The organism is Pseudomonas sp. B6002 (assembly GCF_013385985.1).
Taxonomy (GTDB): Bacteria; Pseudomonadota; Gammaproteobacteria; order Pseudomonadales; family Pseudomonadaceae; genus Aquipseudomonas.
The window spans coordinates 72,179-97,053 of the sequence record NZ_JACAOY010000006.1; the positions used below are offsets into that span (position 1 = coordinate 72,179).

At 60.9% G+C, this 24,875-nt stretch carries 21 protein-coding genes; all 21 read right to left on the reverse strand.

The genetic code is table 11. From position 1 onward, the window contains the following. Positions 1 to 6: 6 nt before the first annotated feature. Positions 7 to 1,539 carry an NADH-quinone oxidoreductase subunit M gene (gene nuoM, locus HX792_RS07475; RefSeq protein WP_016974046.1) on the reverse strand — a complete coding sequence of 511 codons (1,533 nt, stop codon included), beginning with the start codon at positions 1,537 to 1,539 and terminating at the stop codon, positions 7 to 9. Between the two features lie 49 nt (positions 1,540 to 1,588). Further along, positions 1,589 to 3,442, reverse strand: a complete 1,854-nt coding sequence (gene nuoL, locus HX792_RS07480) for an NADH-quinone oxidoreductase subunit L (RefSeq protein ID WP_017255329.1) — start codon at positions 3,440 to 3,442, stop codon at positions 1,589 to 1,591. Next, the gene (nuoK, locus tag HX792_RS07485; RefSeq protein ID WP_003174727.1) at positions 3,439 to 3,747 is read right to left on the reverse strand and encodes an NADH-quinone oxidoreductase subunit NuoK; all 309 of its coding nucleotides are present in this window, start codon (positions 3,745 to 3,747) and stop codon (positions 3,439 to 3,441) included. Before nuoK ends, nuoL begins: the two co-directional genes overlap by 4 nt. Before the next feature lie 2 nt (positions 3,748 to 3,749). Then, a complete protein-coding gene (nuoJ, locus tag HX792_RS07490; protein WP_016974048.1) occupies positions 3,750 to 4,253 on the reverse strand; it encodes an NADH-quinone oxidoreductase subunit J in 504 nt (167 codons plus the stop codon). A 9-nt stretch (positions 4,254 to 4,262) separates the two neighbouring features. Next, on the reverse strand, positions 4,263 to 4,811 hold the full coding sequence (nuoI, locus tag HX792_RS07495; RefSeq protein ID WP_003174725.1) for an NADH-quinone oxidoreductase subunit NuoI: 549 nt from the start codon (positions 4,809 to 4,811) through the stop codon (positions 4,263 to 4,265). Positions 4,812 to 4,822: 11 nt separating this feature from the next. Continuing rightward, positions 4,823 to 5,830 (reverse strand): NADH-quinone oxidoreductase subunit NuoH, encoded by a 1,008-nt coding sequence (nuoH, locus tag HX792_RS07500; protein ID WP_060755669.1) that lies wholly within the window; start codon positions 5,828 to 5,830, stop codon positions 4,823 to 4,825. Further along, entirely contained in the window at positions 5,827 to 8,541 is a 2,715-nt protein-coding gene (gene nuoG / locus HX792_RS07505; RefSeq protein WP_176995472.1) for an NADH-quinone oxidoreductase subunit NuoG, read from the reverse strand. Before nuoG ends, nuoH begins: the two co-directional genes overlap by 4 nt. Before the next feature lie 135 nt (positions 8,542 to 8,676). Continuing rightward, positions 8,677 to 10,032, reverse strand: a complete 1,356-nt coding sequence (nuoF, locus tag HX792_RS07510) for an NADH-quinone oxidoreductase subunit NuoF (protein WP_105698604.1) — start codon at positions 10,030 to 10,032, stop codon at positions 8,677 to 8,679. Continuing rightward, the gene (gene nuoE / locus HX792_RS07515; RefSeq protein ID WP_003174721.1) at positions 10,029 to 10,526 is read right to left on the reverse strand and encodes an NADH-quinone oxidoreductase subunit NuoE; all 498 of its coding nucleotides are present in this window, start codon (positions 10,524 to 10,526) and stop codon (positions 10,029 to 10,031) included. Before nuoE ends, nuoF begins: the two co-directional genes overlap by 4 nt. Before the next feature lie 2 nt (positions 10,527 to 10,528). Beyond that, complete coding sequence (gene nuoC, locus HX792_RS07520) at positions 10,529 to 12,313, reverse strand: NADH-quinone oxidoreductase subunit C/D (protein WP_176995473.1); 1,785 nt, start codon at positions 12,311 to 12,313, stop codon at positions 10,529 to 10,531. A 72-nt stretch (positions 12,314 to 12,385) separates the two neighbouring features. Next, entirely contained in the window at positions 12,386 to 13,060 is a 675-nt protein-coding gene (locus HX792_RS07525) for an NADH-quinone oxidoreductase subunit B family protein (protein ID WP_016969249.1), read from the reverse strand. A 10-nt stretch (positions 13,061 to 13,070) separates the two neighbouring features. After that, the gene (locus tag HX792_RS07530) at positions 13,071 to 13,484 is read right to left on the reverse strand and encodes an NADH-quinone oxidoreductase subunit A (protein ID WP_003219575.1); all 414 of its coding nucleotides are present in this window, start codon (positions 13,482 to 13,484) and stop codon (positions 13,071 to 13,073) included. Between the two features lie 645 nt (positions 13,485 to 14,129). Further along, positions 14,130 to 15,455: an isocitrate lyase gene (gene aceA, locus HX792_RS07535; protein WP_016969250.1), complete on the reverse strand. Its 1,326-nt coding sequence runs from the start codon at positions 15,453 to 15,455 to the stop codon at positions 14,130 to 14,132. Between the two features lie 486 nt (positions 15,456 to 15,941). After that, on the reverse strand, positions 15,942 to 16,679 hold the full coding sequence (locus HX792_RS07540) for a secretin N-terminal domain-containing protein (protein ID WP_176995474.1): 738 nt from the start codon (positions 16,677 to 16,679) through the stop codon (positions 15,942 to 15,944). A 231-nt stretch (positions 16,680 to 16,910) separates the two neighbouring features. After that, on the reverse strand, positions 16,911 to 17,333 hold the full coding sequence (locus HX792_RS07545) for a GNAT family N-acetyltransferase (protein WP_176995475.1): 423 nt from the start codon (positions 17,331 to 17,333) through the stop codon (positions 16,911 to 16,913). Beyond that, positions 17,326 to 18,492: a cupin domain-containing protein gene (locus HX792_RS07550; protein ID WP_176995476.1), complete on the reverse strand. Its 1,167-nt coding sequence runs from the start codon at positions 18,490 to 18,492 to the stop codon at positions 17,326 to 17,328. Before HX792_RS07550 ends, HX792_RS07545 begins: the two co-directional genes overlap by 8 nt. 84 nt (positions 18,493 to 18,576) lie before the next feature. After that, entirely contained in the window at positions 18,577 to 19,947 is a 1,371-nt protein-coding gene (gene purB, locus HX792_RS07555; RefSeq protein WP_016975540.1) for an adenylosuccinate lyase, read from the reverse strand. 125 nt (positions 19,948 to 20,072) lie between these two features. Beyond that, positions 20,073 to 20,696, reverse strand: a complete 624-nt coding sequence (gene hflD / locus HX792_RS07560) for a high frequency lysogenization protein HflD (protein WP_016969254.1) — start codon at positions 20,694 to 20,696, stop codon at positions 20,073 to 20,075. After that, complete coding sequence (gene mnmA, locus HX792_RS07565; protein WP_176995477.1) at positions 20,693 to 21,817, reverse strand: tRNA 2-thiouridine(34) synthase MnmA; 1,125 nt, start codon at positions 21,815 to 21,817, stop codon at positions 20,693 to 20,695. Before mnmA ends, hflD begins: the two co-directional genes overlap by 4 nt. 59 nt (positions 21,818 to 21,876) lie before the next feature. Further along, a complete protein-coding gene (locus HX792_RS07570; protein ID WP_176995478.1) occupies positions 21,877 to 22,323 on the reverse strand; it encodes an NUDIX hydrolase in 447 nt (148 codons plus the stop codon). Positions 22,324 to 22,510: 187 nt separating this feature from the next. Further along, positions 22,511 to 24,736, reverse strand: coding sequence for an NADP-dependent isocitrate dehydrogenase (locus tag HX792_RS07575; protein WP_176995479.1), 2,226 nt, complete (start codon positions 24,734 to 24,736; stop codon positions 22,511 to 22,513). Positions 24,737 to 24,875 lie beyond the last annotated feature (139 nt).

The following is a 24,875-nucleotide window of genomic DNA, read 5'->3' on the forward strand; positions in this document are numbered from 1 at the left end:
GCGCTCTTACCGGGCCGAAGCGAGTTGAGAGAAGGCGGTGCCGAACCACTGCTGCACGCCATGCATCGTTGCGGCAGAAGTGTCCAGGAACGGTTGCGGGTACACGCCGATGTAGATCAGCAAGACCGCAAGGCCGAGCACCATGATCAGTTCGCGAGCGTCCATCCCTTGCAGGACGGTGTCGGACTTGGCCGGGCCGAAGTAGGCGCGGTGGATCATGATCAGCGAGTAGACCGAACCGAACACCAGGCCGGACGTGGCGATGGCGCTGATCCATGGGGTCTGTACGAACGAGCCCATCAGGATCAGGAATTCGCCGATGAAGTTACCGGTGCCCGGCAAGCCCAGGGACGCGGCGGCAAAGAACAGGCTGATCGCCGGCAGGTAGGCGATGCGCGACCACACCCCACCCATTTCACGCATGTCACGGGTGTGCAGGCGCTCGTACAGCTGGCCACTCAGGATAAAGAGGGCAGCGGCCGAAACACCGTGGGCCAACATCTGGATCACCGCGCCTTGCAGCGCCAGTTGGCTGCCGGAGTAGATGCCGATCAGTACGAAGCCCATGTGGGAAACGGACGAGAAGGCAATCAGACGCTTGATGTCGGTTTGTGCGAACGCCAGGAACGCACCGTAGAAGATCCCGATCAGACCCAGGGTCATCGCGATCGGCGCGAACTCGGCCGAGGCATTCGGGAACAGCGGCAGGGCGAAACGCAGCAGACCATACGCAGCGGTCTTCAGCAGGATACCGGCCAGGTCCACGGAGCCTGCGGTCGGCGCCTGGGCGTGAGCGTCAGGCAGCCAGGAGTGGAACGGCACCACCGGCAGCTTCACCGCGAAGGCGATGAAGAAGCCCAGCATCAGGATGTACTCGGTGGTCAGGGACATCTTGGTCTTCAACAGGTCGGCGTAGTTGAAGGTAATCACGCCGGTGTTGTTGAAGTTGACCAGTACCAGGCCCAGGATCGCCACCAACATGATCAGGCCGGAAGCCTGGGTGAAGATGAAGAACTTGGTCGCCGCGTAGATCCGGGTTTTCTTGCCGTCCGAAGAGCTGTGACCCCAGAGCGCGATGAGGAAGTACATCGGCACCAGCATCATTTCCCAGAAGAAGAAGAACATGAACAGGTCGAGGGCGAGGAACACGCCGACAACGCCGCCCAGGATCCACATCAGGTTCAGGTGGAAGAAGCCCACGTGACGCTGGATCTCTTTCCAGGAGCAGAGTACCGAGAGGATACCCAGCAGGCCGGTCAGCAGGATCATCAACAGCGACAGGCCGTCGAGGGCCAGGTGCACGTTGATGCCGAAGCGCTGGATCCACACGTGCTTGAATTCAAGCGCGAAGGTTGGATCAACACCCGGTGCCGGAGCAAATGAATAGTCGCCATGGGCCCACAGCCAGAGGCCGAGTGCGAGTTCCAGGGACATGGTCAGCAACGCAATCCAGCGGGGGAGGGTGGCGCCGAAGCGTTCACCCATCCAGCAGAGCAGGCCGCCGATGAAGGGGATCAGGATTAGCCAGGGCAGAATCATGACAGGCTCGTTTCCTTTCGCAAGTTCGCAAAGTTGGCAATGTTCATAATCAGACCGCTACCACCACGATGGCGCCAATCACCAGCACGGCACCGGCCGCCATGGAGGCTGCATACCAGCGCAGTTGGCCAGTCTCGCTGCGGCTCAGGGCGGTGTGACCGGCCTTGGCGGCGCGCGGGATCAAACCGATGGTCTGGTCGAGCGGGTCTTTGCGCAGTACATGGCTGATGGCCAGGTAAGGCTTGACGAACAGTTTGTCGTAGATCCAGTCGAAGCCCCAGGCAGCGAACCACCAGGCTGACAGGAAGCGGCCAATGCCACTGTTGGCAACCGCCGTCACGAAGCGACGCTTGCCCAGGAACAGCAGGGCCGCCAGCAGGATACCGGCGATAGCGATAGCGCCCGAGGCGATTTCCAGGCTGTGCTTGGCAGCGCCACCGGCATGGCCGGCGCTTTCTGGCAGCACGCCAGCCAGTGGCGGGGTGATCAGGGCGCCGACGAAGGTCGACAGCACGATCAGTACCGACAAAGGCAGCCAGTGCGAAATACCGTGGCCTGCGTGTGCTTCAGTCTTGGCTTCACCGTGGAAGGTGATGAAGATCAGGCGGAAGGTGTACAGCGAGGTCATGAATGCACCCACCAGGCCTGCGTACAGCAGGTTCTGGTTACCACTGGCAAAGGCTTCCCAGAGGATTTCGTCTTTCGAGTAGAAACCTGCGGTCACCAGCGGCAGGGCGGCCAGGGCGGCACCACCGACGATGAAGCTGGCGTAGGCCAGTGGCAGTTTCTTCCACAGGCCGCCCATCTTGAAGATGTTCTGCTCGTGGTGGCAGGCAACGATCACCGCACCGGAAGCAAGGAACAGCAGAGCCTTGAAGAAGGCGTGGGTCATCAGGTGGAAGATCGCCGCGTCCCAGGCGCCAACGCCCAGGGCCAGGAACATGTAGCCGATCTGGCTCATGGTCGAGTAGGCGAGGATACGCTTGATGTCGGTCTGCACCAGCGCGGCGAAGCCGGCCAGTACCAGGGTCACGCCGCCTACCAGGCCCACCAGGTGCAGGATTTCCGGCGCCAGGGTGAACAGGCCGTGGGTACGTGCGATCAGGTAGACACCTGCAGTTACCATGGTTGCCGCGTGGATCAGTGCGGAAACAGGGGTAGGACCGGCCATCGCATCCGCCAGCCAGGTTTGCAGCGGCAGTTGCGCGGATTTACCGACAGCGCCGCCCAGCAGCATCAGGGTGGCCAGGGTGATCCAGAAGTCGCCAACCTGGAATTTCTGCGGTGCCAGCACCAGCAGTTCCTGGATGTTCAGCGTGCCCACCTGTTGGAACAGGATGAACAGGCCGATGGCCATGAACACGTCACCGATACGGGTCACGATGAAGGCCTTGAGTGCCGCATTACCGTTGTTGCGGTTGCTGTAGTAGAAACCGATCAACAGGTACGAGCACAGGCCCACGCCTTCCCAACCGAAGTACAGGAACAACAGGTTATCGCCCAGCACCAGGAACAGCATGCTGGCGATAAACAGGTTGGTGTACGAGAAGAAGCGCGAGTAGCCCGCTTCACCGCGCATGTACCAGGACGCGAACAGGTGGATCAGGAAGCCCACACCCACCACCACGCCGAGCATGGTGATCGACAGGCCGTCGATGTAGAGGGCGAAGTTGGGCTTGAAGCCTTCCACCGACATCCACTGCCACAGCACGAGGGTGTAGTGGCCGCCTTCCGGCGGCGCCACGTTGAATTGCCAGATGACGTAGGCGGCCACTATGGCCGACAGGCCAATGGAACCCACGCCCACCAGGGCCGAGAGGTTTTCCGACCAGCGCCCGCGAGAGAACGACAGCAGCAGGAAACCGATCAGGGGGAATACGAAAGTCAGAAAGATCATGTTCATCCGCGCATCTCACTGGCAGCGTCGATATCAAGCGTGTGGAAGCGACGATACAGTTGCAGCAGGATCGCCAGGCCGATACTGGCCTCGGCGGCTGCCAGGCTGATCACCAGGATGAACATGACTTGTCCATCCGGCTGGCCCCAACGTGCACCCGCAACGATGAAGGCCAGTGCGGCGGCGTTCATCATGATTTCCAGGCTCATCAACACGAACAGAATGTTACGGCGGACCATCAGGCCGACCAGGCCAAGGCAGAACAGGATGCCGGCGACCGCCAGACCATGCTCCAAAGGGATAGCAGGCATCGTCATTGCTCCTTGGCTTCGTTGCGGCCCAAGTGGAAGGCGGTGACGGCTGCAGCGAGCAGCAGCATCGACGCCAGTTCGACCACCAGCAGGTACGGGCCAAACAGGCTGATGCCCACGGCCTTCGCGTCTACGGTGGTGTGGCCGATGGCCTGGCCGCTCTGGTGAGCGAACAGTACATACAGCAGTTCACCCAGCAGCAGGGCTGCCAGGACGACCGGGCCGAGCCAGATGCCGGGCTTGAGCCAGACGCGCTCCTGGGCGACCGAAGCCGGCCCCAGGTTGAGCATCATCACCACAAACACGAACAGCACCATGATGGCGCCGGCGTAGGCGATCACTTCCAGCACACCGGCGAACGGTGCGCCGAGGCTGAAGAAGGTCATGGCCACGGCGATCAACGAAATGATCAGGTAGAGCAGGGCGTGCACGGGGTTGGTGTTGGTGATCACGCGAAGCGTGGACACCACTGCAATACCGGACGCGAAATAGAAAGCGAATTCCATCTTTCTTCCTTAAGGCAGCAAGCTCTTCACGTTGATCGGCTCGGCTTCGTTTTGTGCGGCGCCTTTTGGCTTACCGGCAACGGCCATACCTGCAACACGATAGAAGTTGTAATCAGGGTTTTTACCGGGACCAGAGATCAGCAGATCTTCTTTCTCGTACACCAGGTCCTGACGTTTGAACTCGGCCATCTCGAAATCCGGCGTGAGCTGGATTGCGGTGGTCGGGCAAGCTTCCTCGCAGAGGCCGCAGAAAATGCAGCGCGAGAAGTTGATGCGGAAGAAGTCCGGGTACCAGCGACCGTCTTCGGTTTCAGCTTTCTGCAGGGAGATGCAACCCACCGGGCACGCCACGGCGCACAGGTTGCAGGCTACGCAACGCTCTTCGCCATCGGGGTCGCGGGTAAGCACGATGCGGCCGCGATAGCGTGGCGGCAGGTACACCGCTTCTTCCGGGTATTGCAGGGTGTCGCGCTTGCGAAAGCCATGGCCGAAAACCATCACCAGGCTTCGCAACTGGGTACCGGTACCCTTAACGATGTCGCCAATATATTTGAACATGGGTCAAATCCTCACTGAACCGCGCCGGCGGGCGTGTTCAACAACACAACGGCAGCCGTCACCAGCAAATTGATCAGGGTCAGCGGCAGGCAGAAGCGCCAGCTGAAATCCATCACCTGGTCGTATCGTGGACGCGGAATGGAAGCGCGCAGCAGGATAAACAACATGATGAAGAACGCGGTCTTCAGGAAGAACCAGAAGAACGCCAACTGCGGCAGGATGCCGAACGGACCGTGCCAGCCGCCGAAGAACAGCGTGACCAGCAGGGCCGAGATCAAGATGATGCCGATGTATTCGCCAACGAAGAACATGCCCCATTTCATGCCGGCGTATTCGATGTGGTAACCGTCGGCCAGTTCCTGTTCTGCTTCCGGCTGGTCGAACGGGTGACGGTGAGTCACGGCGACGCCAGCGATGAAGAAGGTACAGAAGCCGAAGAACTGCGGAATGATGAACCACAGGTTCTGCGCCTGGTACTCGACGATGTCGCGCATGTTGAACGAGCCGACCTGCACCACGATGCCCATCAGCGCGAGGCCCATGAACACTTCGTAGGACACGGTCTGGGCCGAAGCCCGCAAGCTGCCCAGGAGGGCGAACTTGTTGTTACTCGACCAACCGGCGAACAGCACCGCGTAGACCGACAGACCGGCCATGGCGAAGAAGAACAGCAAGCCGATGTTCAGGTCCGCCACGCCCCAGGTCGGGGTGATCGGGATGATCGCGAAGGCGATCAGCAAGGCGCTCATGGCCACGACCGGTGCCAGGGTGAAGATCACCTTGTCGGCAAACGGCGGGGTCCAGTCTTCCTTGAAGAACATTTTGAGCATGTCGGCAGCGATCTGGAACATGCCGAACGGGCCAACGCGGTTCGGACCGTAACGGTCCTGCCACCAGCCCAGCAGGCGACGTTCAACGAAGCTGAGCAGGGCGCCCGCGACGACCACGGCCAACAGGATCACGACAGCCTTGAGGACCGCAATGATCACGTCGATCACTTCAGGGGTGAACCAGGTCATTGCGCTGCCTCCTGCAGACCGTCAACGGTTTTGCCAAAGATGGCCGCTGGGATACCGGCGAAACCTTTCGGCAGTGCTACCAGGCCAGCGCCCAACTCTTCGTTGATGCGCAGCGGCAGACGCAGGGTCTGGCCGGCCACGTTCAGGCTGAGCAGTGCACCGTCGTTGACGCCCAGGCGGTCGGCTTCGGACTTGGCCAGGGAAACGTAGGCGGTCGGGATGCGCTCTTGAACCGGCGCGGCCTTGGAAGAGTTCTCTTCGCTGCCGAACAGGTGGAAGAACGGCACAACCTGCCAGGTGCCCTGGGCCGGGTTGAACGGACGCGGTACGGCGGCGAACCAGTTCAGCGAGTCACCGCTGCTTTCGATCAGGCGGGTGCCCGGGTCGCCAGCGCGGATGTGACCACCGACTTCGTCCTGGAACTTGTTCCAGGCCTGAGGCGAGTTCCAGCCCGGCGACCAGGCGAACGGCACCTGCTGACGCGGCTCGACCGAACCCGAGTAACCTTCCATGGAGAAGGCAAACGCGGTGTCCTGGTCTTGTGGAGTACGCGGTTCGTGCACGCTGATGTTGGCGCGCATGGCGGTACGACCGGAGTAACGCAGCGGTTCACGGGCCAGTTTCATGCCCTTGATGCGGAACGCGGCGGACGGTGCAGCGTCGACGATACGCGCCAGTTGCGGCGCGCTGGAGGCGGCGGCGGCGGTCACGTGGTCGAGCTGGGTCCAGTCGATCGGCTGGTTCAGCAGGGTGGCGCGCAGGGCATGCAGCCAGCGCCAGCCTTCGTGAACCAGGATGCTGGCGTCCATGTACTTCGGATCGAACACCTGGAAGAAGCGCTGGGCGCGGCCTTCCTGGCTGACCAGGGTACCGTCGCCTTCGGCGAAGGTGGCGGCTGGCAGGACCAGGTCGGCACGCTCGCTGGTGGCAGTCTTCTGGTGGTCGGCAACGATCAGCACCTTGGCGGCGTTGAGCGCAGCGTCAACCTTGGCGGCATCGGTGCGGGTGTACAGGTCGTTTTCCAGCACGACGATGGCGTCGGCCTTGCCATCGGTCACGGCTTGCAGCGCGGCGTCCAGGGACTCACCACCGAGCATGGCCAGGCCAAGGCTGTTGGCTTCCGGCACGACCAGGCTGATGGAACCGTTCTTGTCGCGCAGCTTCAAGGCCTTGGCGATGTTGGCAGCGGCTTCGATCAGCGCCTTGGAACCCAGCGAGGTACCGGCAATGATCAAGGGGCGCTTGGCGGCCAGCAGGGCGTCGGCGATGCGCTGGGCCAGTTCAACGGCTTCAGTGTCCAGGCCTTCGACGGCAGGCGCGCTGGCGTCCAGGGCGTGGGCCACGGCGAAACCGATGCGGGCCAGGTCGTCTGGGGCGGCGTGGACGCATTCTTCGGCGATGTCGTCGAGCTTGGTTTCAGCCAGGCTGGCGATAAACAGCGGGTTCAGCGCGTGCTGGCCGATGTTTTTCACGGCGGCGTCGAGCCACGGCTGTACGCGCATCGCGTCGGCCATGTCTTCGGCCTTGCCCTTGACCGACTGGCGCAGCGACAGGGCGATGCGGGCAGCGGTCTGGGTCAGGTCTTCACCGAGCACGAAAATGGCGTCGTGGTCTTCGATGTCGCGCATGTTCGGCACCGGCAGCGGGCTGTCGTTCAGCACTTGCAGGACCAGGCGGATGCGCTCCAGCTCACCGGCTTCGATACCAGAGTAGAAGTGCTCGGCACCCACCAGTTCGCGCAACGCGTAGTTGCTTTCGAGGCTGGCGCGGGGCGAGCCGATACCGACGATGTTGCGGCCGCGCAGCAAGTCGGCGGCTTTATCCAGCGCGTCGTCCAGGCTCAGCTTGCCGCCATTGGCCAGCAGTGGCTGGCGAGGGCGGTCCTTGCGGTTGACGTAGCCGTAGCCGAAACGGCCACGGTCGCACAGGAAGTACTGGTTGACCGAACCGTTGAAGCGGTTTTCGATACGACGCAGTTCGCCGTAGCGCTCGCCCGGGGAGATGTTGCAACCGCTGGAGCAGCCATGGCAGATGCTCGGCGAGAACTGCATGTCCCACTTACGGTTGTAGCGCTCGGAGTGAGTCTTGTCGGTGAACACACCGGTCGGGCAGACCTCGGTGAGGTTACCGGAGAACTCGCTTTCCAGGACGCCGTCTTCAACGCGACCGAAGTACACGTTGTCGTGGGCGCCGAATACGCCCAGGTCGGTGCCGCCGGCGTAGTCCTTATAGAAGCGCACGCAACGGTAGCAGGCGATGCAGCGGTTCATTTCGTGGGAAATGAACGGGCCGAGGTCCTGGTTCTGGTGGGTACGCTTGGTGAAGCGATAACGGCGCTCGTTGTGGCCGGTCATCACGGTCATGTCTTGCAGGTGGCAGTGACCGCCTTCCTCACAGACCGGGCAGTCGTGGGGGTGGTTGGTCATCAGCCATTCGACGACACTGGCGCGGAACGCCTTGGATTCTTCATCGTCGATGGAGATCCAGGTGTTGTCGGTGGCGGGGGTCATGCACGACATGACGATACGACCACGGGTGTCGTTCTCGTCGGTGTATTGCTTGACCGCACACTGGCGACAGGCACCGACGCTACCGAGTGCGGGGTGCCAGCAGAAATACGGGATATCGAGGCCGAGTGACAGACACGCCTGTAACAGGTTGTCCGCCCCATCGACTTCGAGCGCTTTGCCGTCTACGTGGATAGTGGCCATGGTTCAAAGTTCTTCGTTGGCCCGTTGTCAGCGGGCGTGGCTAATGGAATCTTGTTATTCATGTGCATCTACACAGCCGTTAAGGCGTCAGCACATGAGCAGTTGAAGGGCACGGGCCCTTCGCCTGTTTAAGCGTTACGCGCCGACTACGATCGGCCTTGCCAGAGGCGGGACGGCGGCGCTGGTAGGCGCGATGCCGGCTTCGAACTCCGAGCGGAAGTATTTGATGGCGCTGCCCAATGGCTCCACGGCGCCCGGTGCGTGAGCACAGAAGGTCTTGCCTGGGCCGAGGAAACCGACCAGTCCCAGCAGGGTCTCGATGTCACCCTCGCGGCCTTCGCCTTTTTCCAGGGCCATCAGCAGCTTCACGCTCCACGGCAAACCGTCGCGGCATGGGGTGCAGAAACCGCACGATTCACGGGCAAAGAACTGCTCCATGTTGCGCAGCAACGAGACCATGTTCACGGTGTTGTCCACCGCCATCGCCAGGCCTGTACCCATCCGGGTGCCGACCTTGCCGATGCCGCCGGCGTACATCTGTGCGTCGAGGTGCTCGGGCAGCAGGAAACCGGTGCCGGCGCCGCCTGGCTGCCAGGCTTTCAGGGTGTAGCCGTCGCGCATGCCGCCGGCGTAGTCCTCGAACAGCTCGCGTGCGGTCACGCCGAACGGCAGCTCCCACAGGCCAGGGTTCTTGACCTTGCCGGAGAAGCCCATGAGCTTGGTGCCCATGTCTTCACTGCCTTCGCGGGCCAACGATTTGTACCAGTCCACGCCGTCGGCGATGATCGCCGGCACGTTGCACAGGGTCTCAACGTTGTTCACGCAGGTCGGCTTGCCCCACACGCCCACGGCGGCAGGGAAGGGCGGCTTGGAACGCGGGTTCGCGCGGCGGCCTTCGAGGGAGTTGATCAGTGCGGTTTCTTCACCGCAGATGTAACGCCCGGCGCCGGTGTGCACGAACAGTTCGAAGTCAAAACCGGAACCGAGGATGTTCTTGCCCAAAAGGCCTGCGGCCTTGGCTTCTTCCACGGCACGGTTGAGGTGCTTGGCGGCGGTGGTGTACTCGCCACGCAGGAAGATGTAGCCACGGTAGGTTTTCAGCGCTCGGGCGCTGATCAGCATGCCTTCGATCAGCAGATGGGGCAGTTGCTCCATCAGCATGCGGTCTTTCCAGGTGTTGGGCTCCATTTCATCCGCGTTGCACAGCAGGTAGCGGATGTTGATGGATTCGTCCTTTGGCATCAGGCCCCACTTAACACCCGTGGGGAAGCCTGCACCGCCGCGACCTTTGAGGCCGGCGTCTTTCACGGTCTGGACGATATCGTCCTGGGCCATGTCGGCGAAGGCTTTGCGCGCCGCCGCGTAACCGTTCTTGGCCTGGTATTCGTCGAGCCATACCGGCTCGGCGTCGTCACGCAGGCGCCAGGTCAGCGGGTGGGTCTCAGGCGAACGCTTGATCAGGTTGGCCGGGCCGAAAGATGTAAGGGTCATGGGTAGCCCTCGAGCAATTGGGTCACGCCAGCAGGCTGTACGTCACCGAATGTGTCGTCGTCGATCATCAACGCCGGCGCCTTGTCGCAGTTGCCCAGGCAGCACACCGGCAGCAGCGTGAAGCGGCCGTCCGGGGTGGTTTGGCCCAGGCCAATGCCCAGCTTGTTCTGGATCTCGCTGACCACGGACTCGTGGCCACCGATGTAGCAGACCATGCTGTCGCACACGCGAATGATGTGGCGGCCCACTGGCTGACGGAAGATCTGGCTGTAGAACGTGGCCACGCCTTCAACGTCGCTGGCAGGGATGCCGAGGATTTCGCCGATGGCGTAGAGGGCGCCATCCGGCACCCAGCCACGTTCCTTCTGGACGATCTTCAAGGCTTCGATCGAAGCCGCGCGCGGGTCTTCGTAGTGATGCAGCTCGTGCTCGATGGCCGAGCGCTCGGTTTCACTCAAGGTGAAACGGTCTGTCTGGATAAGCGTGCTGTTCATGCTTAGCGGTCCACGTCGGCCATAACGAAATCGATACTACCCAGGTACGCAATCAAGTCCGCGACCATCTCGCCTTTGATCACCGAAGGGATCTGCTGCAAGTGGGCGAAGCTTGGGGTGCGGATCCGGGTGCGGTAGCTCATGGTGCCGCCATCGCTCGTCAGGTAATAACTGTTGATACCCTTGGTCGCTTCGATCATCTGGAAGGATTCGTTGGCCGGCATGACCGGGCCCCACGAAACTTGCAGGAAGTGCGTGATCAGGGTTTCGATGTGCTGCAGCGTGCGTTCTTTCGGCGGCGGCGTGGTCAGCGGGTGGTCCGCCTTGTACGGGCCGGCCGGCATGTTGCGCATGCACTGCTCGATGATCTTCAGGCTCTGGCGCATTTCTTCGACGCGCACGATGCAACGGTCGTAGGCATCGCCATTGGCCGCCAGCGGGACCTCGAACTCGAAGTTCTCGTAGCCGGAGTACGGGCGCGCTTTACGCAGGTCGAAATCGCAGCCGGTGGAACGCAGGCCAGCACCGGTGACGCCCCATTCCAGGGCCTCTTTGGTGTTGTACTGGGCGACGCCGATGGTACGGCCTTTAAGGATGCTGTTGTCCAGCGCGGCCTTTTGGTATTCGTCCAGACGCTTGGGCATCCACTCGACGAACTCCTTGACCAGGCGCTCCCAGCCATTTGGCAGGTCGTGGGCCACGCCGCCGATGCGGTACCAGGCCGGGTGCAGGCGGAAACCGGTGATGGCTTCGATAACCTTGTAGGCGCGCTGACGGTCGGTAAAGGTGAAGAACACCGGGGTCATGGCGCCAACGTCCTGGATATAGGTACCCAGGAACAACAGGTGGCTGGTGATCCGGAAGAACTCGGCCATCATGATGCGGATGGTGTCGACGCGGTCTGGCACCTTGATGCCGGCCAGCTTCTCGACCGAGAGCACGTACGGCAGGTTGTTCATCACGCCGCCGAGGTAGTCGATACGGTCGGTGTACGGGATGAAGCTGTGCCACGACTGACGCTCGGCCATCTTCTCGGCACCACGGTGGTGGTAGCCGATGTCCGGCACGCAGTCGACGATTTCTTCGCCGTCCAGTTGCAGGATGATACGGAAGGCACCGTGAGCCGAAGGGTGGTTCGGGCCCAGGTTGAGGAACATGTAGTCCTCGTTGGTGCCGGAGCGTTTCATGCCCCAGTCTTCCGGACGGAAACGCGCCGCTTCCTCTTCAAGCTGCTGCTTGGCGAGGTTGAGGCTGAACGGGTCGAATTCGGTGGCGCGGGCAGGGAAGTCCTTGCGCAGCGGGTGACCTTCCCACGTCGGCGGCATCATGATGCGCGTCAGGTGCGGGTGGCCCGGGAAGTCGATGCCGAACATGTCCCACACTTCACGCTCGTACCAGCTGGCGTTCGGCCAGATACCGGTCACGGTCGGGATGCTCAAGTCGCTCTCAGACAGGGCGACCTTGATCATCACGTCGCTGTTACGTTCCAGCGACATCAGGTGGTAGAACACGGTGAAATCGGCGCCGCTCGGCAGGCCCTGGCGCTTGGTGCGCAGACGCTCGTCCACGCCATGCAGGTCATAAAGCATGACGTACGGCTTGGGCAGGTTGCGCAGGAAGGTCAGGACTTCGACGAGCTTGGCACGCGCCACCCACAGCACCGGCATACCGGTGCGTGTGGCCTGGGCGGTGAAGGCGTCAGGGCCAAAACGGTTATTGAGTTCGACGACCACATCCTGGTCGTCTGCCTTATAAGGCGGGATGTACAGAGCACTGCCTGTAGTCATGGTTTTTTTATCGCTTTCGGTCAACGTAAAGAATGAAGCCAGGTGTTCGTTCTATAAAAGAAGCGGGCTGGATCAGACTTCGTCAGGGCTGCGCAGGTTGGTGACTGCGATTCGCTGTTCGCGGCGCTCTTCCTTTTGCGAAGGCATCTCGGCGCGATATACGCCTTGATCACCAACGACCCAGGAAAGCGGGCGACGCTCCTTGCCAATCGATTCCTGCAGCAGCATCAAGCCTTGCAGGAACGCTTCAGGGCGAGGCGGGCAGCCAGGCACGTAGACGTCCACGGGCAGGAACTTGTCCACCCCTTGAACGACGGAGTAGATGTCGTACATGCCACCGGAGTTGGCGCACGAACCCATGGAGATAACCCACTTCGGCTCGAGCATTTGCTCGTAGAGACGCTGAATGATCGGCGCCATCTTGATGAAGCAGGTTCCGGCGATAACCATGAAATCCGCCTGGCGCGGCGAGGCCCGGATAACTTCGGCGCCAAAGCGCGCGATGTCGTGGGGCGCCGTGAAGGCGGTGGTCATTTCCACGTAGCAGCACGACAGACCGAAGTTGTACGGCCACAGGGAGTTTTTACGCCCCCAGTTGACCGCGCCACTCAGCACGTCTTCGAGCTTGCCCATGTAGATGTTTTTGTGGACTTGGTCTTCTAACGGATCGGAAACGGTTTCCCGTTCGCCGATGGGGTACTGCTCGTTAGGAGCATCCGGGTCGATCCTGGTGAGATTGTATTGCATCGCCAAAGCCTCATTGTTTCAGCTTCGCTTGCCGCTTACGACGAGCTTCCGGAGCCCAGTCAAGGGCGCCCACTCGGAATAGGTAGACAAGGCCTGCCAACAGAATTGCTATGAAAACGAGAGCTTCGACGAATCCGGTCCAGCCGCTTTCGCGGACGGACACAGACCAGGCAAAGAGAAAGAGGGCTTCGATATCGAAGATCACGAACAGCATCGCGACCAGATAGAATTTGGCTGAGAGCCGCAAGCGGGCGCCACCTGTAGGCAGCATGCCGGACTCGAACGGTTCATTTTTGCTGCGGCCCCAGGCTTTTGACCCGAGGAGGCTGGAGACACCGAGCATGAAGGCACAGAGGCCGACAACACCGAGGAGGAAAATGGCAAAGCCCCAGTTGTGGGCCATGAGTCCTGTCGCTTCGGTCATGCTGGAAATCCTTAACAGAGAGCAAAGGTCTCTGAGCTCGAAAAAGTAACGATGCAGTGACGATATGTCGCACTGCAATCAATCGCGGTGATTTTATGGCTAAACACCGGGCAAGTAAAATTCCTATAGCGAAATTATTCGATGGAATAAGGACATAGTGCACCTTTGTGGGGCTGCAGCCCTTGTGCTGTGGGCATTAGCGGGCTTTTGAACAATTAAGTTTTGTTTGTCTGGTAACGAAGCTTTCATTCTCTAAATGATAATGAATATTGTTTGCGTGGGGTTTAAGCGAATGTTTCTCGTGTGGCGAGGGAAGTTGCCGTTACTTGCTTGATTGTCGCTTAGTTGCTGGAGCGGATCTTTTAACCGATCTGGTCCGTAGGAATACCGCTCTGGATCAATATTTTGCGCAAAATCTTCGCCTCGACAGCGTCCCTGTGGGAGCCGGGCTTGCCCGCGATGGCGGTGCGTCAGATATGAATGTGGCGTCTGGGCCGCCGCCATCGCAGGCAAGCCAGCTCCCACATTTGATTTTTGGTGTACTCGAAACAAAAAAAACGCCCCGAACCAGTCGGGGCGTGATTGCTGTGCGGCACTGCGGTTAGGTCTTCCGTGGGGGCGCAGTGGCCGTGTACTCGCTGCTGCTTAGTGGAACTGCTCTTCTTCGGTCGAACCGGTCAACGCGGTCACAGACGAGGTGCCGCCCTGGATCACGGTGGTCATGTCGTCGAAGTAGCCAGTGCCCACTTCCTGCTGGTGCGCCACGAAGGTGTAGCCCTTGGCGGCGTCAGCGAATTCCTGCTCCTGCAGTTTCACGTAGGCGGTCATGTCGTTGCGGGCGTAGTCGTGCGCCAGGTTGAACATGCTGTGCCACATGTTGTGAATGCCGGCCAGGGTGATGAACTGGTGCTTGTAGCCCATGGCGGACAATTCGCGCTGGAACTTGGCGATGGTCGCGTCGTCCAGGTTCTTCTTCCAGTTGAAAGAAGGCGAGCAGTTGTAGGACAGCAGTTGGTCCGGGTATTCCTTCTTGATCGCTTCGGCGAAGCGACGGGCTTCGTCCAGGTCTGGCTTGGCGGTTTCGCACCAGATCAGGTCGGCGTACGGTGCGTAGGCCAGGCCGCGGGCAATCGCCTGGTCCAGGCCGGCGCGCACCTTGTAGAAACCTTCCTGGGTGCGCTCGCCGGTCACGAACGGCTTGTCATACGGGTCGCAGTCCGAGGTCAGCAGGTCTGCTGCGTTGGCGTCGGTACGGGCCAGGATGATGGTCGGTGTACCGGCAACGTCAGCGGCCAGGCGGGCAGCGGTCAGCTTCTGTACGGCTTCCTGGGTGGGTACCAGTACCTTGCCGCCCATGTGGCCGCATTTTTTCACGGAAGCCAGCTGGTCTTCGAAGTGCACGCCGGCAGCGCCCGCCTCGATCATGCTCTTCATCAGTTCGTAGGCGTTCAGTACGCCGCCGAAACCGGCTTCAGCGTCAGCCACGATCGGTGCGAAGTAGTCGATGTAGCCTTCGTCGCCCGGGTTCTTGCCGGCTTTCCACTGGATCTGGTCGGCACGACGGAACGAGTTGTTGATGCGCTTGACCACGGTCGGCACCGAGTCCACCGGGTACAGCGATTGGTCGGGGTACATGGATTCAGCGGAGTTGTTGTCCGCTGCCACTTGCCAGCCGGACAGGTAGATCGCCTGGATACCGGCTTTCACCTGTTGCACTGCCTGGCCGCCAGTAAGGGCGCCCATGCAGTTGACGAAATCTTTGTCGGGACGGAAGGAAGGCTTGGCACCTTGGGTGACCAGGTTCCACAGCTTCTCGGCGCCGAGTTTTGCAAAGGTGTGCTCAGGTTGAACCGAGCCACGCAGGCGGACGACGTCAGCAGCGGAATAAGCGCGGGTCACGCCTTTCCAGCGTGGGTTTTCAGCCCAGTCTTTTTCAAGGGCTGCAATTTGCTGTTCGCGTGTCAGTGCCATGGAGATAAACCTCGTCGCGTTTAGAAGATCCGTTTTCCAGCCGTGCATTCAATGCGTGGGCAGGGCTGCTCGCTGACCAGAAGCTTAGGCGGTCATGTCGGGTTTGACGGGGAAGGCGACGGGATGAACGTGGTGCTCAAGGGGGAGTTGAGCAGGTAAGGGCAAACTGCGGACAGTCTTCGGGCGTCGTGGGCCTTTGTGCGTTCCATCAGTGTGTAGCCGGGTTACCTGGTTAGCTTCCGTCCCTCGGGACAACTTCGTTCCAGTCGCAACCAAAGTCAAACACACCTTGTGGGCGGTACAGACACGAATCGGCTCGGGTGGGTAGCTTGGAGCGGCGATCCGAAGGCCCTTGCCAGGGCCCCTGATTAGCGGGAGCGAGGCCATCATGCACAGGCTTTTTTGTATCGTCAAATGTTTTGTAGTGCTTTTTTTCAAGCACTACATCTTTAGTCTAAGGCGACTCATCGGTCAGTTTTTGGTGCTTCAGTTCAGGGTGTCGACCTTGACCCGTAAAGTCAGGTCATCACGACCCTGAGTAGAGTAGCTGCGGGTTGTAGAGGATTTGTCGGCCTGGGTCTCGCGATTGATGCCGGCCAGGGGGATCCATTCGCCCAAGCGACCGCTGACAGTTGTGTCGGTACTTTGTACGTTCACTACATCGGGACGTTCCTGGCTCATGCGGTCACGGTTGGTACTGATGGCCAGGTGAACGGTCTCGCCGGTGACGCTTGCCGTCACATAGAAACCCTGGGTGACGTTGCGATACTGGGTCTGGTTCTGCGGGCGGCCGTAGGCGTCCGGCTGAGTGGTGGTGAGTGGCACACTTTGGCCAACCTGGATCAGCGCAGGTACGCCTTCGCTGGCGTGGATCTGCTGGATACCACCGTCACGGCTGGCGGTGCCATAGCTGATGATGCGGGTCTGGCTATCACCGGTGTTCTGCTGGTTGTTCTCGTTGGTGTCGACAGTGATCAGCAGGCGCTTGGCCGGTGTGTCCAGTTGGGCGAGCAGGGCGCGCAGGTCCTGGATCTTGCCTGGGTCGGCGTTGACGATCAGTTGGTTGCCGTAGGCGCTGACGGTGCCGTCCTTGCCGATGAAGTTCTGTGCCACCGGGAGCAGGTCGGCACTGGTGCGGTTGCTCAGGTTGACGACTTCGGTGTCGGCCACGGCGGAGAAGCTGGCGGTCAGGAGGAGGGCGGTGAGCAGGGTGCGTAGGGACATGTCCGTTATCTCTGCGAGTCATTTAGGCGGGATAGTGCCAGTTTGTCGGCCTGGTGGGTCGCAAATTGAATCGTAGACGGCAAAATGCCCTGGCATGGCAGGGCATTTTGGGGTGTTGCTGAGATAGCCATCGCAGGCAAGCCAGCTCCCACACTTGACCGCGTGCATCCCTTGGAATGCGATCAACTGTGGGAGCTGGCTTGCCTGCGATGCAGGCGACGCGGTCGCGGATCAGTCGCCGCGCACCATATCCACATGCGGAATCCCGACCTCAAGAAACTCGTCACTGACGACCTTGAAGCCCAACCGCTCATAAAACGGCGCCGCATACACCTGCGCACTGAGGAACTGCTTGGTCTGGCCGCGTTTCTCGGCTACGCCAATCACAGCATCCATCAGCTTGTCGCCCACATTCAGGCCGCGCCAGTCCTTGAGGACCGATACGCGACCAATCTCGCCCGTCGGCAGCAGGCGCGCAGTGCCGATAGGAAAGTCGCCTTCAAACGCGAGAAAGTGCACCGCGCCTGCGTCTTCCGCATCCCACTCCAGCTCCGGTGGAACCGATTGCTCAGCGATAAACACCGCTTCACGAATGCGCCGTATCTCGGCGATATCCTTTTGCCAGTCCGCGACACTTACGTGAATCTTATTCATCGGCAAATCCCAGGCTTCCTTGCTTGACCAATTCGCACAGCAGGTCACGACCGTCTTCGTCCGCCAGCCACGCACCGAGGTTCTCGGCATGCAGGGCGTCGGCGGCGCAGATCAGTTTCAGCAACTCGCGCAGCTTGCCCGGCAGGTAACGGCTCTGGCCGCTGGCGAACAGCAGCACGTCGTCGTCCACTTCCGACCAGGCCATGCGTGCGCTTGGGTTGCGCACCAGAATCGCGCCATCTTGCAGGGCGTTGATGAAGTCTTCTTCGCCCAGCTCTTCGCCGGCCACCAATTCAGGATAGCGCGGTTCGGTCATGAACTGGCCGAACCAGGTCAGCAGCATGCGCTCGTCGCTCATGTGCTCGGCCAGCAGGCTTTTCAGGCGGTCCAGGGCGTCGGTCTGGATCTGGTGCGGATCGCTGACCGGCTGGGCGTCGGCGTCGGTGTAGCGCTCTTCGTCCGTCAGGTACTGGCTGAGGAAGTCGGTGAAGTGGGTCAGCACTTCGGCCGCGCTCGGTGCACGGAAGCCGACGGAGTAAGTCATGCAGTCATCTTCGGCAATGCCGAAATGCGCCAGGCGTGGCGGCAGGTACAGCATGTCGCCCGGTTCCAGCACCCATTCGGCGCTTTCTTCGAATTCGGCGAGGATGCGCAGGTCAGCGTGCTGCAACAGCGGGCTTTCGGAGTTGCACATCTGGCCGATCTTCCAGTTGCGCTTGCCCTGGGCTTGCAGCAGGAACACGTCGTAGTTGTCGAAGTGCGGGCCAACACTGCCGCCGGGTGCGGCAAAGCTGATCATCACATCGTCGATACGCCAGCTTGGCAGGAAGCGGAACTGCTCCAGCAGCTCGGCCACTTCCGGCACGAACTGGTCGACGGCCTGCACCAGCAGGGTCCACTCACGCTCGGGCAGGGTGCTGAACGCGTCTTCAGCGAACGGGCCGCGACGCAGTTCCCACGGGCGCTCGCCGTGCTCGATCACCAGGCGCGATTCGACTTCTTCTTCCAGGGCCAGGCCGGCCAGTTCGTCGGCGTCGATCGGGCTTTCGAAATCAGGAATGGCCTGGCGGATCAGCAGCGGTTTTTTCTGCCAGTAGTCGCGCAGGAATTCCCGTGCCGTGATGCCGCCCAGAAGTTGAAGAGGGATATCAGGATTCATGTGTAACCTATTGAAAGAAAGCACTTTTCAGACTGGAATAAAAACGCCCGGCGCGGCCGGGCGTCTCAAAGGGTCTTGCGAAGATCAGATGCGCTTGGCTTGCTCTACAGCGTTGCCGATGTAGTTGGCCGGGGTGAGCAATTTCAGCTCGGCCTTGGCCGCTGCTGGCATGTCCAGGCCATCGATGAAAGTTTGCAGCGCTTCAGGGCTGATGCCCTTGCCGCGCGTCAATTCTTTCAGTTTCTCGTACGGGTTTTCGATGTTGTAACGGCGCATCACGGTCTGGATCGGCTCAGCCAGGACTTCCCAGCACGCATCCAGGTCAGCAGCGATCTTCTGCTCATTGAGCTCAAGCTTGCTGATGCCTTTGAGGCTGGCTTCGTAGGCGATCACGCTGTGAGCGAAGCCCACGCCGAGGTTGCGCAGTACGGTGGAGTCGGTCAGATCGCGCTGCCAGCGGGAGATCGGCAACTTGCTGGCCAGGTGCTGGAACAGGGCGTTGGCGATGCCGAGGTTGCCTTCGGAGTTTTCGAAGTCGATCGGGTTGACCTTGTGCGGCATGGTCGACGAGCCGATTTCACCGGCGATGGTGCGCTGCTTGAAGTAGCCCAGGGAGATGTAGCCCCAGATATCGCGATCGAAGTCGATCAGGATGGTGTTGAAGCGCGCAATGGCGTCGAACAGCTCGGCAATGTAGTCGTGCGGCTCGATCTGCGTGGTGTACGGGTTGAAGCCCAGGCCCAGCTCGTCTTCGATGAAGGCGCGGGCATTGGCTTCCCAGTCGATCTCAGGGTAGGCCGACAGGTGGGCGTTGTAGTTGCCTACGGCGCCGTTGATCTTGCCCAGCAGCGGTACGGCCGCGACTTGAGCGATCTGACGCTCCAGGCGGTACACCACGTTGGCCAGTTCTTTGCCCAGGGTGGTCGGCGAGGCTGGCTGGCCGTGGGTGCGCGACAGCATTGGCACGTCGGCGAAACGGATGGCCAGTTCGCGGATGGCGTTGGCGGTCTGGCGCATCAGCGGCAGCATCACGTCATCACGGCCTTCGCGCAGCATCAGGGCGTGGGACAGGTTGTTGATGTCCTCGCTGGTGCAGGCAAAGTGGATGAACTCGCTGACCTGGGCCAGTTCCGGCAGCTTGGCCGCTTGCTCTTTGAGCAGGTATTCAATGGCTTTTACGTCGTGGTTGGTGGTGCGCTCGATCTCTTTCACACGCTCGGCGTGCTCCAGGGAGAAGTTTTCCGCCAGGGTGTTGAGCACAGCGTTGGCTTGCGCGGAGAACGCCGGCACTTCGCTGATGGCGGGGTGAGCGGCCAGGCGCTGGAGCCAGCGCACTTCAACCAGAACACGAGCACGGATCAAGCCGTATTCGCTGAAAATAGGGCGCAGGGCCTGGGTTTTGCCGGCGTAGCGGCCGTCAACAGGGGAAACCGCAGTGAGCGAAGAGAGCTGCATGGGGTGTTCTCGGACAGTCGGGCAACGAAATGGGGCGCGTATCATACATGAAAAAATCCGCCGGTCCGTCGCCAACTGACCGGCGTATTACGCGTGAGGCTATAAAAAAAACGGGTCGCTGCGACTTATTCGTTGCGCATCAACGGGTAAAGCTCTTTGAGCAATTTGCGCCGGCTGATGACCAGCTGCCAACGATGACCGCCCAACTGGCGCCACAACCGCGCCGAACGAATGCCGGCCAGGAGCAGGGCGCGGATCTTCGAGGCGTTGTTCGGTTGCTGCAGGTTGCGCATGTCGCCGTGCACCTGGATGCGCTGGCGCAAGGTGCTCAAGGTGTCCTGGTACAGCGCACCACAGGCCGCGATCACGTTTTCGTGGGCGGGGCCGAAGTGTTCCACCTGGGACTGGATCTGCGGCAGGCGTTTGCCGATGGTTTCGAGCATGTCCTCGCGCTTGGCCAGTTGGCGTTCGAGGCCGAGCATCGACAGTGCATAGCGCAACGGCTCGCGCTGCAGGGTGCTCGGGTCGCGCTCCAGGGCGCCGATCAGCGCGCGGTAGCCTTCGCGCAGCGCCAGGTCATCACCGCCGTAGACTTCCAGGGTGTCCTTGGGATCGCGGATCAGCAGGCTGCCGAGCATGCAGGTCAGCCCGGCTTCGGTGACCTGGCCGGTCTTGGCAATCTTGTCCACCAGCACCGCCGCGAGGAATACCCCGCCGAGTGCCGTCAATTGCTCCTGGGTCGGGCTCATGCCTTTTGGCTCCAGGCTTCGGCCGCTTCAATCACACCGCCGCCCAGGCAGATTTCGCCGTCGTAGAACACCACGGACTGGCCCGGCGTCACTGCGCGCTGCGGGTCATCGAAGGTGGCGCGATAGCCGGTCGCGGTTTTTTCCAGGGTGCAGGGCTGGTCGCTCTGGCGATAACGCACTTTGGCGGTCAGGCGGCGCGGGGTGCTCAAGTCGATCGGGTTGACCCAATAGATCTCCGAGGCGAGCAGGGCGCCCGAGAACAGCAGTGGATGCTCATTGCCCTGGCCGACGATCAGCTCGTTGTGCTCCAGGTCCTTGATCAGCACGTACCACGGCTCTTCACCGGCGTCTTTCAAGCCGCCGATGCCCAGGCCCTGGCGCTGGCCGATGGTGTGGTACATCAGGCCGTGGTGACGGCCGATGACTTCGCCTTCGGTGGTCTTGATTTCGCCCGGTTGTGCCGGCAGGTACTGCTTGAGGAAGTCGCTGAAACGGCGCTCGCCGATAAAGCAGATCCCGGTGGAATCCTTCTTCTTGGCCGTGGCCAGGCCGTGTTTCTCGGCGATCTTGCGCACTTCGGGTTTTTCCAGCTCGCCCACCGGGAACAGGGTCTTGGCGATCTGTTCGCCGCCGACGGCGTGCAGGAAATAGCTCTGGTCCTTGTTCGGGTCCAGGCCCTTGAGCAGTTCGGTGCGGCCATCGATGTCGCGACGGCGCACGTAGTGGCCAGTGGCAATCAGGTCGGCGCCGAGCATCATGGCGTAGTCGAGGAACGCCTTGAACTTGATTTCACGGTTGCACAGGATGTCCGGGTTCGGCGTGCGGCCGGCTTTGTATTCGGCCAGGAAGTGCTCGAACACGTTGTCCCAGTACTCGGCGGCGAAGTTGGCGGTGTGGAGCTTGATGCCAATCTTGTCGCACACGGCCTGGGCGTCCGCCAGGTCGTCCATGGCGGTGCAATATTCCGTTCCATCGTCTTCTTCCCAGTTCTTCATGAACAGGCCTTCCACCTCATAACCCTGCTCCATGAGCAGGACGGCGGAAACGGAAGAGTCCACGCCGCCGGACATGCCGACGATGACGCGCTTCTTTTGTGTGTCAGAAGGGGCTGGATCACGCATAGGGTTTCAACGGGTGTCTTGAAAAAGGACGCGATTCTATCAGGCTCAGGCCTTCAAGGCTAAAGAGAAGGGCGGATCAATTCGAGACTGTGGCGCTGCCCGGCCAGATAATCGTCGATGCAGCGGATGATCAGCTCGCTGCGCCAGTCGTCGCGCACGGCCATCAACTCGTCACGGGTCAGCCAGCGGGCGCGCAGGATGCCTTCGTCGAGTTGATAGTCTGGGTGGTGTTTCAGCGCCTTGGCGATGAAGCAGACCCGTTGGTAGGTCACGCCATTGCTCGGGGCCGTGTACAGGTAGATGCCGACGATGCCGGTGGCTTCCACGTCCCAGCCGGTTTCTTCGAGGGTTTCGCGCACGGCGGCTTCGGTGAGCGTTTCATGCGGGTCGAGGTGGCCGGCGGGCTGGTTGAGCACGGCGCGGCCGCCCTTGAGTTCTTCGACCATCAGGAAGCGGCCGCTGTCTTCGACAATGGTGGCGACGGTGATGTGGGGTTGCCAGGTCATTCAATACCTCGTGTTTGCACGGTCATTGCAGGAGCTGGCTTGCCGGCGATGAGGCCCTCAAGCTTTGCGCAAGCCTTGAGGTCGCCATCGCCGGCAAGCCGGCTCCTACAGGGGTATTTGTTTTCAGTCGAGCAGTACAAACAGAAACCCCGGCACGGGGCCGGGGCTTCTTTGCATCCTTACAACCTTACTTCAACTTGGCAATGGCCGCGTTGAGGGTGTTGCTTGGGCGCATGGCTTTGCTGGTCAGCTCCGGGTTCGGCGCGTAATAGCCGCCGATGTCCACTGGCTTGCCCTGTACGGCGTTGAGTTCGGCAACGATGGTTGCTTCGTTCTCGGTCAGGGTCTTGGCCAGTTCGCCGAACTGCGCTTGCAGTGCAGTGTCTTCGGTCTGGGCAGCCAGGGCTTGTGCCCAGTACAGCGCCAGGTAGAAGTGGCTGCCGCGGTTGTCGATGTTGCCGACTTTACGCGATGGCGACTTGTTGTTGTCCAGGAACAGGCCAGTCGCCTGGTCCAGGGTCTTGGACAGAACCAGGGCTTTCGGGTTGTTGTAGTTCACACCCAAATGCTCAAGGGAAGCAGCCAGGGCCAGGAACTCGCCCAGGGAATCCCAGCGCAGGAAGTTCTCTTCCACCAGTTGCTGCACGTGTTTCGGAGCCGAACCACCGGCGCCGGTTTCGAACAGGCCGCCGCCGTTCATCAGCGGCACGATGGACAGCATCTTGGCGCTGGTGCCCAGTTCCATGATCGGGAACAGGTCGGTCAGGTAGTCACGCAGCACGTTACCGGTCACCGAGATGGTGTCCAGCCCCTTGCGGGTGCGCTCCAGGGTGAACTTCATCGCGTCGACCGGCGACATGATGCGGATGTCCAGGCCTTCGGTGTTGTGGTCTTTCAGGTAGGCCTGAACTTTCTCGACCACGACGCCGTCATGTGCACGCTTGGGGTCCAGCCAGAAGATGGCCGGGGTGTTGCTGGCGCGAGCACGGTTGACGGCCAGTTTGACCCAGTCCTGGATCGGCGCGTCTTTGGTCTGGCACATGCGGAAGATGTCGCCGGCTTCAACAGCCTGTTCCATCAGCAGGGTACCCTTGCTGTCGGTGACGCGGACAACGCCGTCAGCCTTGATCTGGAAGGTCTTGTCGTGGGAGCCGTACTCTTCGGCTTTCTTCGCCATCAGGCCAACGTTTGGCACGCTGCCCATGGTGGTTGGATCGAAGGCGCCATTGGCCTTGCAGTCTTCGATGACCGCCTGGTAAATGGTGGCATAGCAGCGATCCGGGATCACGGCCTTGGTGTCGTGCAGCTGGCCGTCGGTGCCCCACATCTTGCCGGAGTCACGGATCATGGCTGGCATCGAGGCGTCGACGATGACGTCGCTCGGCACGTGCAGGTTGGTGATGCCTTTGTCGGAGTTGACCATCGCCAGGGAAGGGCGAGCGGCGTAGACCGCCTGGATGTCAGCTTCGATCTGCGCTTGCTGGTCAGCCGGCAGGGCCTTGATGCGAGCGTACAGGTCGCCGATGCCGTTGTTCAGGTTGAAGCCGATCTGCTCCAGCACGACAGCGTGCTTGGTCAGGGCGTCTTTGTAGAACTCGGCAACGATCTGGCCGAACATGATCGGGTCGGAGACCTTCATCATGGTGGCTTTCAGGTGGACCGACAGCAGAACGCCTTGTTTCTTGGCGTCTTCGATTTCGGCGGCGATGAAGCTGCGCAGGGCTTTCTTGCTCAGCACGGCGGTGTCGATGATTTCGCCAGCTTGTACCGAGGTCTTTTCTTTCAGGACGGTCGCGGTGCCGTCTTGAGCGATCAGCTCGATTTTGACAGCGTCAGCGGCTTCGATCTGTACGGCTTTTTCGCTGCCGTAGAAGTCGCCGTTGTTCATGTGCGCGATGTGCGACTTGGAGTCAGCGGCCCAGGCGCCCATCTTGTGCGGGTGCTTGCGTGCGTAGTTCTTGACCGACAGCGGTGCGCGGCGGTCAGAGTTGCCTTCGCGCAGTACCGGGTTCACGGCGCTGCCCTTGACCTTGTCGTAACGTGCACGGGTTTCTTTTTCCGCGTCGGTGGTTACGGTTTCCGGGTAGTCCGGCAGGGCGTAGCCCAGGGCCTGCAGTTCCTTGATCGCAGCTTGCAGCTGTGGGGTCGAGGCGCTGATGTTAGGCAGCTTGATGATGTTGGCTTCAGGCGTAACGGCCAGGTCGCCGAGTTCAGCGAGGTGGTCCGGGATAGCCTTGGCGCCCAGTTGCTCGGGGAAGCTTGCGAGGATGCGCCCGGCGAGGGAGATGTCGCGGGTTTCCACAGCAATATCAGCGGAAGCGGTGAAGGCCTCTACGATAGGCAGCAGTGAATAGGTGGCGAGGGCTGGGGCTTCGTCGGTGAAGGTGTAGATGATCTTCGAGCGGGTGGGCATATTCGGATTAACTCTCTTCTTTGCTGAAAGCGTGCGCAGAAACTCGAGATGCGCCGGGTGGAGCGCGTTCGTTCAAAGTCATCCATGAGCGAAATGTCGAGGTTTCTTCGCGGTGATGTTGGGTTGCATCAGTCGAGCG